Raw genomic sequence first — 13,430 nt, 5'->3', positions numbered from 1 at the left:
CTCAGTTCGAGCAATAGATGTATTTCATCAGAATTTCCGAATCGCGCAATCTTTGCATCATGTAAATAGTATGCGATTTTTCTTTGTCGGAATATTCCCATATATCGCATTTCTGGGGACTGCGGTGGCCGTCGTTATTCGTGGTCAACAATTAAACCTTGTACAAGGGCTTTTGGTGCTCGCCTTTGTATTGTCTATGATGGATTTTAATTTCTTTCGTATACCACTTGCTAGGTTGGCACCGCTTGGATGGTTTTTTCTGGCTGCCCTGCCGGGGACGTTTTTATTTTCAATGCGTGGTGAATCCTTGGTGGTTCCAGCAGTACAGTATTTGGGTTTGTTAGTGGCTTGGTTGGTTGTTTTGAATTTATTTCGATATTTGCGTTACTCGCCAGAGAAAATATTTAATATTTACCTGCAGTGTGCTACTGTTGCTGCATTAGTAGCTTTGATGCAGCAGGCCGCGTATTTGATGGGTATTGAACTACTATATGATTTGCGTTGGATATTGATTGGTGCTGCTGATCTGGACTATGCAGGTCCATTTCTGCGCACATCTTCGATGTTTACAGAGCCCAGCTACTTTGCGGCGTTTCTTACGCCGGCGTTGTATCTCTCCGTGCTACGGTTGTCTGGGAGGTCGCGACAACTTCGAATTGGTCGTAGCTTACTGTTCATCTCCGCCCTTATATGTACTTTTTCGACCATCGGCTACATTGGGCTTGGTCTTTGTATATTGTTCGCACTCCGACTTACAGTACGCAACGTGCTTATCAGCATATTGTTATTGGCTGGTTTGGGATACATCGCCAGTACCAGCCCGGCATTGAACTCCCGTTTGATTGCCATTCCTAGCGCGCTGCAGTTTGACCTTCAAGGTGATGAGAACATGAGCACCTTCATCAATGGTTTGAATTTGGCAATCACGGTTCAAATGTTAAAAGATAGGCCAATTTCTGGCCATGGTCTAGGTTCGTACCGAGTGTATTCCAATGACTACTTGGAACAAAGTCTGCCAGGCAATCAGGCGTTGATAAACCGTGTAAATGAAATTAGAGATCAGTTGACCTTATCCGATGGAGGATCAATGTATCTAAGATTGTCCTCGGAGTTGGGGATTGTAGGCATGCTTCTCATAGCCGGATTTGTATATCGGAATATTAGTTGGGTGGTCTCGCCTTCTCGAAAAAATATGGCTATTGCCTCCTTTCTGTTTTTGCTTGTGTTTTCAATTCGCTCAGGCCAACTGTTGCGTTTTGAGTTAATATTTTTTTGGGCGTTTCTGTTTCTTGTTTGCTCAAAAAAAGATTCGTTTCCTCGTACTTTGAAATAATTCTTATGCAAATCTCGCATAAGTTGAATTGAAATTGAAATTGAAATTGAAATTGGAATTGAAAATGATTGAAAAAATATGTTTTGAATCGTCGGTGCTAGCTATTATTCTTCGTCATTCTTATGAAAAAGAGGGGATTGAGTTTTTTACACCAGATGAATTTTCTCAACAGTTGGCTTACATGAAAAGACCAAGCGGGTATGTTATCCCGCCGCATGTGCATAACCCTATTCGTCGCGAGGTTCAGTATACGAAAGAAGTTCTTTTTATCAAGTCTGGTAAGGTTCGTGTTGACTTTTACACCGATGCGAGGGTTTATGTCCAAAGCCGTATGCTTAATGCTGGCGATGTTATCTTGCTAGCGTTTGGTGGGCATGGGTTCCAGATACTTGAGGCTGCGGAGATCATTGAAGTAAAACAGGGCCCATATGCCGGCGACCATGATAAAACTCGCTTTTCACCGATTGACGACGCTCAAGTTCGACTGAGTGGAGAAGCGCAATGATCCCCGTAAACGATCCGCTGCTGGACGGTAACGAAAAGAAGTATCTTAACGAATGTATCGAAACTGGCTGGATCTCGTCCGAGGGGCCGTTTATTAAGCGTTTCGAGGAGGGCTTTGCGGCCTTGGTGCAGCGCAAGCATGCGATAGCCGTGGCCAACGGATCGATGGCGCTGGATGCCGCCGTTGCCGCGCTGGGCCTAGAGGCAGGCGCCGAGGTGATCCTGCCGTCGTTCACCATCATCTCCTGCGCCGCAGCGATTGTGCGCGCGGGCCTGGTGCCGGTGGCTGTCGATGCCGATGCTGCGACGCTCAACATCGACGTCTCGCTGATCGAGGCGGCGATCACATCACGTACCAGGGCCATCTTGGTGGTGCACATCTACGGCCTCCCCTGCGACATGGATCCGATTCTCGATATTGCGCGACGTTACGATCTTAAAGTGATTGAGGACGCCGCCGAGATGCATGGACAGGCATACCGCGGTAAGCCTTGCGGCAGTTTCGGCGATATCAGCATTTTCAGCTTTTATCCGAACAAGCACATCACTACCGGTGAAGGCGGCATGATCGTCACCGACTCCGACGCGCTCGCCGCGCGCAGCCGTGACCTGCGCAACCTGTGCTTCATCCCGGCGCGCCGCTTTGTGCACGAGGAACTTGGCTACAACATGCGCATGACCAACCTGCAGGCGGCGCTTGGCGTTGCGCAGTTAGAGCGCCTGCCAGAGTTCATCGAGCGTAAGCGCGCCATGGGCCGGCTTTACAACGAACTGCTGCAGGGCATGCCCGACGTCGAACTGCCAACGGCGCGCGTCGACTACGCCGAGAGCATCTACTGGGTCTACGGCATTGTGCTGAAGGAATCCATCGGATTTGACGCCGAGGAGGCGATGAGACGCTTGGGCGGCGCTGGCGTCGGCACGCGGCCGTTCTTCTGGCCAATGCACGAGCAGCCTGTGCTGCGACGCATGGGTTTCATGGCACAGGCCCGTTGTCCCGTGTCCGAGCGCATTGCGCGGCGCGGCTTCTATATACCTAGCGGCCTCGCCTTGACCGAGCAGCAGATTCGTGAAGCAGCTCGCATCGTTCGTGAGGTGATCCGCAAATGAGCCACAATTTTGGTAACTACTCGCGCTACTACGACCTGCTGTACGCGGACAAAGACTATGCGGGCGAGACTGCCTACATTCGCTCCCTTATCAGCGCGCATTCGCGTAAGCCCCCTGCTTCGTTGCTGGAACTGGGCTGCGGCACTGGCATCCACGCACTTAAGCTCAACGCGGAGGCTGGGTTGAACGTGTGTGGCGTCGACCTCAGCGAGACGATGCTGCAGCGCGCGCGCGCGCGCGCGGTCGCCATGGGCGTCACTGAAGATCACGTGTCTTTTCACGAGGGAAACGCCTGCAGCTTTCGCATCAATCGTAAATTCGACGTCGTAGCGTCGCTGTTTCATGTGGTCAGTTACCAGACTGCCGAGCAGCGTTTGAATGCGCTATTCGAGACCGCAGCTACGCACCTCGACAAGGACGGCCTGTTTATCTTCGACTTCTGGTACGGCCCGGCAGTGTTATCTCAGGGACCGTCGGTACGTGTCAAGCGACTGAGCGACGAACACATCGCAGTCACGCGTCTGGCCGAACCCGTGATCCGCGACGCGGAGAACGTGGTCGACGTTAACTACGACCTGTTCGTACTTGATCACGCGACGGGCGTGACGACCGAGGTGCGCGAGACGCACGAGATGCGCTACCTTTTCCTGCCCGAGATAGACCTCCTGCTAAGCGGCCACGGCTTCGTGCGCGAGCGAACTGAGGAGTGGATGACTGGCAAGCGCCCGTCACTCGACTCCTGGGGCGTCTGTGTCTTGGCACGTAAGCGGTGACTCGATGAGCCGGCCAGAATACGACGGGCCAGCGCCGCTGCGCAGCATCGGCCTGTATCTGGGTGTAGCGCCCACCGCTGGCGGTATGTTTCAATATGCGCAGTCGGTGGTAGAGGCTCTGTCACGCCTTGATGCGACACGCTACCGCATCACGGTAGCACATGGCGATGCCGACTGGGCGCCGATATTAGCGCGCCTCGGTCTCGCCGGTCATGCGCTGCGCCATGCCCACCGCGGCAGCCAAATCGCCGATGCCGCCATGGCCCTGCGGCTACCCGTGAGCCTCATCCGCATGCTGTCGCCGCTGGTCAATCCGCTGGTGCGCGAACTCCGGGAGCTCGATTGCGAAACGTGGATTTTCCCGGCTCAGGAATCGGTTACTTACCAGGTTCCCGGTGTCCGCGCTATCGGTACTATTCACGACCTGATGCACCGTTACGAGCCGCACTTTCCCGAGGTCAGCGCGCGTTTCCGGCACGGCATCCGTGAGCACCGCTTCCGCAACATCGCGTGCTGCAGCGATGCGGTGCTGGTGGATTCAGAGGTGGGTCGCGTCCAGGTGGTCGAGAGCTATCACGTGCCTAATGAACGCATATGGCAACTACCCTATGTCGCTCCCAGCTACCTGCTAGACACTACACCTCGCGCCGACTTTGATGCGCACTATGGACTGCCAGAGCGCTTCGTGTTCTATCCGGCACAGTTCTGGCCCCATAAGAACCACTTACGCTTGTTGGAGGCTATCTCGATCGTCGCAAACGCCCATCCGGACATCGCTCTGGTGCTCAGCGGTGGCAAGCAACATGCTTTCGAGCAAGTACAAGCTCAAGCAAAGGCGCTTTGCATCGATTCCAAAGTGTTCTTTGTCGGCTACGTCCCTGACGCCGACTTAGCAGGTTTCTACAAGCGGGCACGCGCTCTTGTCATGCCGACGTTCTTCGGCCCAACTAACATTCCCCCGCTAGAAGCACTAGCTCTTGGATGCCCAGCTATCGTTTCCGGAATCTACGGTATGCCAGAGCAAAGTGGTGATGCGGCACTTTACTTCAACCCAAACTGCGCGAAGGAAATGGCTGCTCAAATTACCCGTGTCTGGACTGACGATGGGCTTGCCGCCTCGATGTCACTTCGAGGCGTCGAACGCAGCCAGCACCAGGGACAAGCGCAATTCAACCATCGCTTAGCGCAGATCATCGATGCTGTGGTGGACGGGGTAGCATGATTATGCAGCCAGGTGGCACTTCATCTTACTAGGGCCTATCATCAATACCCGCAGTTCCTAGTTTTCGACTTCATACGTAACCTACTTAAATTGGGCTGTTGCAAGTGAAAATATCTATCGTTACCGTCTCCTACAACAGTGCTGCAACTATTGCCGATACATTGCGTTCAGTGGCAACTCAAACCTACACAGATATTGAGCATTTGATAATAGATGGCCAGTCTTCTGACAAGACGATGCAGGTGGTTGATGCACACTCTCACCCAAAATTGATATTCAGCTCAGAGTCGGACAACGGCATCTATGACGCAATGAATAAGGGTGTGGAACGTGCTACTGGTGAAGTCATTGGAATTCTTAATTCAGATGATTTTTATGTGCATGAAAATGTTTTAAATGAGGTTGCAACTGCATTTGCATCTGATCCGACATTAGATGTGCTCCTCGGTGATGTTGACTTTGTCAAGAGTGGCGACTTGGAAAATCCAGTACGAACATACCGAGGCGCTGGTTTTAAAACCTGGATGTTTCGTTTGGGATTCATGCCACCACATCCTGCAGTATTTGTGAGAAAGACAGCCTACAAGAGGGTAGGTTCTTACAAGACTAGCTACAAAATTGCTGCGGATTTCGATTTTCTCCTACGCCTCTTGCTGATAGATGGTGCTAAGTATCAAGCAACCGGAAAGCATTGGGTGAGGATGCTTACTGGTGGTGCAAGCACTTCTGGCTGGCGAAGTAACTTTGTCATTACTAAGGAAATGCGACGATCTTTGCTTGAGAATAAAGTTTTTTCAAGCATGCTAATGCTCTTGCTAAGATTGCCTGTAAAGTTTTTTCGCCAGATAAATTTATGCATGTAATTTTGACTGGTGCGACAGGCTTTATAGGAAGCGCATTTCTCGGAGCTGCCCAACAACGTAGTATGAAAATACGTGCAGTCTTTAGATGCAATGAGCAAGCAAGGCGTTTCGGTGATGCTAAAAATCCCGCTTTAGTTGTACCAAGCATTGAGGCAGATACTGACTGGAGCGAGGCATTAGTTGGCGTAGATGTGGTGGTGCATTGCGCTGCTCGGGTGCATGTGATGCACGACGCCTCATCTGATCCTTTGGCCGAGTTTTACAAAGTGAATGTAGCTGGAACTTTGAACCTGGCCAGACAGGCAGCTCTTGCGGGCGCTAAGCGTTTTGTGTTTCTCAGCTCAATTAAAGTTAACGGTGAAAAGACACAGTCAGGAGGTCCTTACTCAGCTCACGATGTTCCTGCGCCAGAGGATGCGTATGGGATTTCTAAGGCAGAAGCTGAGGCTGGGTTGCGGCTTCTGTCGCTTGAAACCGGTATGGAAGTCGTAATTATTCGTCCACCATTGGTTTACGGGCCAGGCGTGAAGGGTAATTTCTCTAGTTTGATGAACTGGGTATCTCGTGGCTTACCACTGCCCTTTGGCTCGGCAACAACTAACCGTCGAAGTTTCGTGGGCTTGGATAACTTGGTGGACTTGATTCTGACCTGTGTCGATCACCCCGAGGCAGCTAATCAAACTTTATTGGTTAGTGATGGTGAAGACCTTTCCACTGCTGACCTTTTGCGTCGAATTGGGAAATCTTTGAATCGGCCAGCGCGATTAATTCCGGTACCAGTGAACATTCTGATCATCGCATCACGTTTGCTAGGCAAAAGTTCGATTGCACAACGCCTATTGGGCTCGTTGCAGATCGACATCAGTAATACCTGTACTTTGCTGAATTGGAAGCCCCCAGTGTCAGTGGATGAAGGACTGCGCAGAGCGGTCCAGCAAAGGTTGTGATGTTGCGTCTATTGGATATGGTGTTTTCTATAACGGGGCTGGTACTTGGAGCCCCGGTGCTGCTCGTAATCTATGCGGTCGGTCTGTTTGATACGGGTTCGCCACTCTTTCGTCAAGAGCGGGTTGGCCGAGATCAAAGACCGTTTACCTTGGTGAAGTTCCGCACAATGCGACCTGACACTGCCTCTGTGGCTTCTCATTTGGCTGATGCGTCGGCAATTACGCCTTTAGGGGCATTCTTGCGTCGCAGTAAGTTGGATGAGCTGCCACAGCTTTGGAATGTGTTCAAAGGCGAAATGAGTCTGGTTGGTCCAAGGCCTTGCTTGTTTAATCAAACTGAATTGATCACCGAACGACATAACCGTGGTGTTTTTGAGGTCAGGCCAGGTATTACTGGGTTGGCGCAGGTCAACAGCATCGACATGTCAACGCCAAAACTGTTGGCGGAAACCGATGCCCGGATGCTGCAAGATTTGACGATCGCCTTGTACTTTAAATACATCTTCATGACGGTAGGTGGCAAAGGCGCGGGAGATAGGGTGAAAACGAAATGACGGACTCAGGACTCAGTGATGTTTCATATCATGGGTGACATCATGATGCGCGAACTCCGTCGCCTTGCGGTGCCTGTTTTGGCCATTCCACGCCCAGTCAAGCGTGGGTTTGTGTTGGCGCTGGATGCGAGCCTGTGCGTTTTGTCCGTGTGGCTAGCGTTTTACTTGCGCCTTGGGGCGTTCGTGCCGCTGTCTGGTGCATCTGTTTGGCCTGTCCTGGCTTCGGTGGTGTTGGCGTTGCCTATTTTCATCACCTCTGGGCTCTACCGGGCCATTTTCCGGTACAGCGGACTTCCCGCCATGGTGGCCGTGGCGCGTGCCATGCTGCTGTATGGGTTCGTGTTTGCAGGCATTTTCACGTTCTATGGCGTGCAGGATGTGCCGCGCACCGTTGGTTTGATCCAGCCCTTGCTGTTGCTGGTGTTCGTGGGGGCATCGCGCGCCGCAGCCAGAGTGTGGCTGGGCGGGCTGTACCACCAGCATTTGCGCAAAGCGGCCATGCCCCAGGCCTTGATTTATGGCGCTGGCAGTGCCGGGCGGCAATTGGCATCGGCCATGGCTAACAGCCCCGAAATGCGCGTGGTGGGCTATTTTGATGATGACGATCGCCTGCACGGCCATGTGCTCAATGGCTTGCCCATCCACAACCCCGCCGACTTGGCAGAAATCTTGGTCGAGGCCCCGATTTCCGATGTGCTTTTGGCATTGCCTTCCGTTTCCCCCAAACGACGCAATGAGATTCTGGATGCACTCAAATCCCACAAGATTGCCGTGCGCACCTTACCTGGCTTGAGCGACATCGCCACCGGCAAAGTAAGCCTGAGCGATGTGCGGGATTTGGACATCGACGACCTGCTGGGCCGTGAACCAGTGATGCCGAACCACCTGCTGCTGTCCAAGAACAACTTCAACAAGGTGGTCTTAGTCACTGGCGCAGGTGGCTCCATCGGCAGCGAACTGTGCCGCCAGATCCTGGTCGTTGGGCCCGAAAAGTTGCTGCTCGTTGATCTGAGTGAATTTGCGTTGTACGCCATTCACCAGGAGTTGGAAGCACGACTAGCAGGCGAAAAGACGATCCTGGTTCCTTTGCTGGCGTCCGCCCAAGACGAAGACCGCATGCGCGAGATCATGTCCACATGGCACCCGGACACGGTTTACCATGCAGCCGCCTACAAGCACGTGCCATTGGTGGAGCACAACCCGACAGAGGGCATCAAAAATAACGTGATGGGCACCTTGTGCACCGCGCAGGCCGCCGCAGAAAACGGCGTGGCCGACTTTGTGCTCATCAGCACCGACAAGGCCGTGCGCCCAACCAACATCATGGGGGCCAGCAAGCGCCTGGCGGAAATGGCCCTGCAGGCATTGGCCGCGGCCCAACCGGGCACCAAGTTCAGCATGGTGCGTTTTGGCAACGTGTTGGGGTCATCGGGCTCGGTGGTGCCCAAGTTCCGCCAGCAAATTCGGGACGGTGGGCCCATCACCTTGACCCACCCAGAGATCACCCGTTACTTCATGACCATCCCCGAAGCGGCACAGTTGGTGATCCAGGCCGGGGCCATGGCCAAAGGCGGAGAGGTGTTTGTGCTGGACATGGGCGAGTCGGTCAAGATCATCAACTTGGCCCGGCGCATGGTCGAGTTGTCCGGCCTGACTGTGCGGGACGAGCAGCACCCGAATGGCGACATCGAGATCGAAATCACCGGCCTGCGCCCCGGTGAAAAGCTTTACGAAGAACTGCTGATTGGCGACAACCCCAAGCCGACCTCGCACCCCCGCATCATGAAAGCCCACGAGGACTTCATGGCCTGGGCAGATTTGGAGTCCAAGTTGCGCACGCTGGAATTGGCGCTGAGCGTGAACGATGTGGGCGTCATTCGCGCCTTGATCGTGCAACTGGTTTCCGGTTACACCCCAAGCGATGAGATCGTGGACTGGGTCCACATGGAACAAGAAGCCGAGGCAGATCGCCTGGTGCTCGGAAACAGGTATTGAGTCGCCGTTAAGCTGACTCCGTTAGTAAGCTGGGAAATACTATGAGTGAAAATGCGAAAATTGTTGAAGCCAACGACGATGAAATCAATATTTGGGAGTTGATGGAGTACCTCAAGTCTGGATGGCATTGGTTGGCGGGTGGCTGTGCGGTTGGGCTGCTGGGAGCGATGGGTTTTCTGATGGTGGCTCCAGCCAAGTACGAGGCAACAGCAGTCGTTCAACCAGCAACAGTCGGCATGAATTTTGCTGCGCCGATGCCGATGCCGACGCCGACGCCGATGCCGATGCCGATGCCGATGCCGACTGAGCCTGTTGCGCAAACGATGGAGCGATTAAAGCTCGTCACTTTTTATGGTGACGACATCGTTAAGACATGTCAGGCTGGATCGTCTAAAGAGTTGGCTGAGGGCATGAAGACTAGCCTAGTCAAGGGCAACAGCCTTATTTCACTCGCTTACCGTGCGGACACGGTAGCTCTGGCTGAGGCTTGCTTGGCCAAGATCGTGGGTCAATTGAGTCAATCGCAGGGCGACATCGCAACGCCTCTGATCAAGGAGCTTGAAGACCAGCGGGCATCTACCAAGCAACAGATTGACGAGGCTCAGAAATTCTTGGCACAGCAGGAAAAAAGTCTCGCATCGACACCAAGCGGATCGGTACTACTGATGTTGAAGCGGGAGGATTTGGCGAGGTTGCAAAAACTGCATCGGGAGCAGCGTGTCCAACTGAAGGAACCTTTGACTCAGTCCATGAAGCTGTTGGGGCCCATGTATGTCCTGGAAAGTGCTGTATTCCCAAAGAAATCACTGACTTTGATCGCTGGTGTGGTTGTGGGGCTATTTGTGGGGCTGTTTTCGTTCTTCCTCTATCGTGGGTGGCGTCGCTACAAGTCGACGTCGGCTTGATTCGCGCGATGGTTGTAGGGCGCACAATCCGGAAAAATGCACTAAAGCTTGCGGCACAATTTGGATCAGCAATCTCATTTGTAACTACGCATACACTATGACCGACGCATCCTCCCTCGTTGCACCCTTTGACCAGGCCCAAATCCTGGCCCAGGCCTTGCCCTACATCCGCAAGTTCCATGGCAAGACCATGGTGATCAAGTACGGCGGCAACGCGATGACGGACCCGGCGCTGCAAAAAGCGTTTGCAGAAGATGTTGTGCTGCTCAAGCTGGTAGGTATCAACCCGGTAGTGGTGCACGGTGGCGGCCCGCAAATTGAGGGCCTGCTCAAGCGTTTGGGCAAAAAGGGTGAATTCATCCAGGGTATGCGCGTGACTGACCCCGAGACCATGGAAGTCGTGGAATGGGTGCTGGGCGGTGAGGTGCAGCAGGACATCGTGGGCTTGATCAACCAGGCCGGTGGCAAAGCCGTGGGCCTGACCGGTCGCGACGGCGCCATGATCCGCGCTCAAAAGCTCAAGATGGTGGACAACGAAGATCCCACCAAAGAACACGACGTGGGCCAAGTGGGTGACATTGTGAGCGTGGACCCCAGCGTGGTGAAGGCGCTGCAGGACGACGCATTCATTCCCGTTGTCAGTCCGATTGGGTTTGGCGACAACAACGAGAGCTACAACATCAATGCCGACGTGGTGGCTGCAAAGCTCGCCACCGTGTTGCAGGCAGAAAAACTCATGATGCTCACCAACATCAGCGGTGTGCTCGACAAGCAGGGAGCCTTGATGACCGACCTGACCGCCCAACGCATCGACGAGCTGTTTGCCGACGGCACCATCAGCGGCGGCATGCTGCCCAAGATCGCCGGCGCACTGGACGCGGCCAAGAGCGGCGTGAACTCGGTGCACATCATCGACGGCCGGGTGCCCCACGTGCTCTTGCTCGAAATTTTGACGGACCAAGCCTTCGGCACCATGATCCGGTCGGCCTGATATCTGCTATTGATTTGATAGCTGCTTGCGCATACAAATCAAGCGCTAACGAGGGATTTCATGCGACTCCTGCTGGTGGAAGATGATGTGCTGGTCGCCAGCGGTATCAAACTCGGGCTGACAGATGCCGGTTACGCGGTGGACTGGGTCGGCAGCGCTGAGCGGGCGCTGGATGTGACCCAGACCGAGTCCTTCGATATTGCCGTCATCGACATCGGTTTACCCCACATGAACGGCCTGGCGCTGACCCAGGCGCTGCGCAAAGAAGGGCAGACCATGCCGGTGCTCATCCTTACCGCGCGCGATGCCTTGCAGGACCGGGTGCAGGGCCTGGACATGGGCGCGGACGACTATATGGTCAAACCCTTTGAGCTGCCGGAGTTGTTGGCCCGTCTGCGCGCCCTGTTGCGGCGCTCGCAGGCAGCGACCTCGTCGGTGCTCAGTTTCGGGGCGCTGGAGCTGGATACCGCGCAGCGCATTGCCTGCATCCGTGGCGCGGGGCAGGTCGCCCATCCTTTGGAGTTGGGACCCCGGGAGTGGACGGTGATGGAATACCTGCTGCTCCAAGCCCCCAAGCCCGCCAACAAAGACAAATTGCTCCAGGCCCTCACCGGCTGGGACAAGGAAATCACGCCCAACGCGGTCGAGGTCTACATCTCCCGCCTGCGCAGCAAGCTGGAGCCGCACGGCATTGCGCTGCGCTCCATCCGGGGCTTCGGTTACCGCCTGGAACTGGTCGCGGGTTAGGGCGGTGGGTTCCGGCATGTTCACCGGACTGCAGCGGCGCCTATTGCTGCTGTTGCTACTCCCCTTGGTGTTGCTGGCCATGCTCAATGCCTGGTTTGACTACCGTTCGGCCGACAGCGCTGCGCTGCAGCAAGACCGCCAACTGCTCGGCCTCGTGCCCTTGTTGGCGGATTCGGTGGTGGCCCGAGGCGCTACGCCCACTGCGCCACTGGTGCTGTTGACGGCCCCCCCGGTCGAAGAGTTTTTAAGCGGTCGCGCGGGCTTGTCGGCGTTTTCCATCGCCAACATGGATGACACCCTGCGCATGGGGGCGGAGTGGCTCACCGGCCCGCTGCCTACCACCCAGGACCCGGTGTTCAGCAGCGAGGAGTTCGGCGGCGTCACCTACCGCATCGTCGCCCAGCGGGTGCACACCGTGGCCGGGGAGCTGGTGCTCCGTTTGGCGGACGGGTCCGACTACCGGCAGCAGTGGTTGCGGCGTTTGCTGCTCAGCGTGTTGTTGCCCAATCTGCTGCTGGCGCTGGCAGGTTTTTTTGCGGTGAAGTGGGCGGTGCAAACCGGTTTGCGCCCCTTGCTGGAGTTGCGGGACGCGGTGGAGCGGCGCTCGCCGCGCGATCTGTCTGCGTTGGACCCGGATGCCTCGCCGGACGAGGTACGGCCCTTGGTGCTGTCGCTCAACCGCCTGTTTGGCATGGTGAACGCGCAAGCCGAGAGCCAGGCCCGCTTCGTGGCGGATGCGGCCCACCAGCTGCGCACGCCTTTGGCAGGTTTGCAGGCGCAGGTGGAGGCGTGGGCGCAGGTGGTTGATGCCCAGGTTTCAGATAAAAAAAGCACGCTAGCGCCCGTAAATCATGCGCCAGCAGCTATTACTTTAGGAGCGGATCAGGTGTTGCGCCTGCGGCAAGCGGCGCGCCGCACCTCGCAGCTGGCCAACCAGTTGTTGGCCCTCTCGCGGGCAGATGCGCGCAGCGCCAATGTGCAGCCGCTGCAGCGCATCGATTTACAGCAACTTTGTGAGGCGGTGCTGGAGTCGCAGCTGGATGCGGCGATGGACAAGCAGATTGACCTGGGGCTGGACGCCTGCCCAGTACACATCAGCGGGCAGGAGTGGCTGCTGCGCGAGCTGTTGGTCAACCTGGTGGACAACGCCATCAAATACACCCCGGCGGGCGGCCATGTCACCATCCGCTGCGGGCAGGGCCGGCATGCGTTTTTGGAGGTGGAGGATGATGGCCCCGGTGTGCCCGAGCCAGAGCAGCACCGGGTGCTGGAGCGCTTTTACCGCGTGCCTGGCACGGCAGTAGAAGGCAATGGCCTGGGGCTGGCCATTGCCAACGAGATCGCCCATATCCACCACACGCAGTTGGAGCTCAAGCCCGGAAGCAACGGGCGCGGCCTGTGTGTCGGGCTCAAGTTTCCACCTGGCCCGGTCTCGTAAGCCCCCAACGGCTGTGTGCGAAAATTTGAGTGGCCACTAACTTTCAAC

13 protein-coding genes are annotated in these 13,430 nt (G+C 55.4%); all 13 read left to right on the top strand.

Annotated elements, in window-relative coordinates; all coding sequences use genetic code 11:
* Positions 1–70 precede the first annotated feature (70 nt).
* The 13 genes from FDM28_RS01525 to FDM28_RS01465 all read left to right on the top strand — a co-directional run bounded on the left by FDM28_RS01525 (position 71) and on the right by FDM28_RS01465 (position 13,382).
* The gene (locus FDM28_RS01525; RefSeq protein ID WP_206021893.1) at positions 71–1,333 is read left to right on the top strand and encodes an O-antigen ligase family protein; all 1,263 of its coding nucleotides are present in this window, start codon (positions 71–73) and stop codon (positions 1,331–1,333) included.
* A gap of 34 nt (positions 1,334–1,367) precedes the next feature.
* Positions 1,368–1,838: a cupin domain-containing protein gene (locus tag FDM28_RS01520; protein ID WP_206021926.1), complete on the top strand. Its 471-nt coding sequence runs from the start codon at positions 1,368–1,370 to the stop codon at positions 1,836–1,838.
* The gene (locus tag FDM28_RS01515) at positions 1,835–2,947 is read left to right on the top strand and encodes a DegT/DnrJ/EryC1/StrS family aminotransferase (protein WP_138512347.1); all 1,113 of its coding nucleotides are present in this window, start codon (positions 1,835–1,837) and stop codon (positions 2,945–2,947) included. Before FDM28_RS01520 ends, FDM28_RS01515 begins: the two co-directional genes overlap by 4 nt.
* On the top strand, positions 2,944–3,720 hold the full coding sequence (locus FDM28_RS01510; RefSeq protein ID WP_138512345.1) for a class I SAM-dependent DNA methyltransferase: 777 nt from the start codon (positions 2,944–2,946) through the stop codon (positions 3,718–3,720). Before FDM28_RS01515 ends, FDM28_RS01510 begins: the two co-directional genes overlap by 4 nt.
* A gap of 4 nt (positions 3,721–3,724) precedes the next feature.
* Positions 3,725–4,942, top strand: a complete 1,218-nt coding sequence (locus FDM28_RS01505) for a glycosyltransferase family 4 protein (protein ID WP_206021892.1) — start codon at positions 3,725–3,727, stop codon at positions 4,940–4,942.
* A 104-nt stretch (positions 4,943–5,046) separates the two neighbouring features.
* Positions 5,047–5,805, top strand: a complete 759-nt coding sequence (locus FDM28_RS01500) for a glycosyltransferase family 2 protein (protein WP_138512343.1) — start codon at positions 5,047–5,049, stop codon at positions 5,803–5,805.
* Positions 5,796–6,752, top strand: coding sequence for a UDP-glucose 4-epimerase family protein (locus FDM28_RS01495; protein WP_138512341.1), 957 nt, complete (start codon positions 5,796–5,798; stop codon positions 6,750–6,752). Before FDM28_RS01500 ends, FDM28_RS01495 begins: the two co-directional genes overlap by 10 nt.
* Positions 6,752–7,306: a sugar transferase gene (locus FDM28_RS01490; protein ID WP_138512339.1), complete on the top strand. Its 555-nt coding sequence runs from the start codon at positions 6,752–6,754 to the stop codon at positions 7,304–7,306. Before FDM28_RS01495 ends, FDM28_RS01490 begins: the two co-directional genes overlap by 1 nt.
* A gap of 18 nt (positions 7,307–7,324) precedes the next feature.
* Entirely contained in the window at positions 7,325–9,301 is a 1,977-nt protein-coding gene (locus FDM28_RS01485) for a polysaccharide biosynthesis protein (protein ID WP_240791868.1), read from the top strand.
* Positions 9,302–9,342: 41 nt separating this feature from the next.
* On the top strand, positions 9,343–10,206 hold the full coding sequence (locus FDM28_RS01480; protein WP_138512337.1) for a GumC domain-containing protein: 864 nt from the start codon (positions 9,343–9,345) through the stop codon (positions 10,204–10,206).
* A 97-nt stretch (positions 10,207–10,303) separates the two neighbouring features.
* On the top strand, positions 10,304–11,197 hold the full coding sequence (gene argB, locus FDM28_RS01475; protein ID WP_138512335.1) for an acetylglutamate kinase: 894 nt from the start codon (positions 10,304–10,306) through the stop codon (positions 11,195–11,197).
* A gap of 60 nt (positions 11,198–11,257) precedes the next feature.
* Positions 11,258–11,944: a response regulator gene (locus FDM28_RS01470; protein WP_138512333.1), complete on the top strand. Its 687-nt coding sequence runs from the start codon at positions 11,258–11,260 to the stop codon at positions 11,942–11,944.
* 16 nt (positions 11,945–11,960) lie between these two features.
* Positions 11,961–13,382, top strand: a complete 1,422-nt coding sequence (locus tag FDM28_RS01465; RefSeq protein ID WP_138512331.1) for a sensor histidine kinase — start codon at positions 11,961–11,963, stop codon at positions 13,380–13,382.
* The last annotated feature ends 48 nt before the right edge of the window (positions 13,383–13,430 follow it).

Origin of the sequence: Rhodoferax bucti, from assembly GCF_005876985.1 — a bacterium.
Lineage (GTDB): Bacteria > Pseudomonadota > Gammaproteobacteria > Burkholderiales > Burkholderiaceae_C > Allorhodoferax > Allorhodoferax bucti.
Note: the sequence above shows the minus strand (reverse complement) of the source record. Positions and strands in the feature narration are given on the sequence as shown.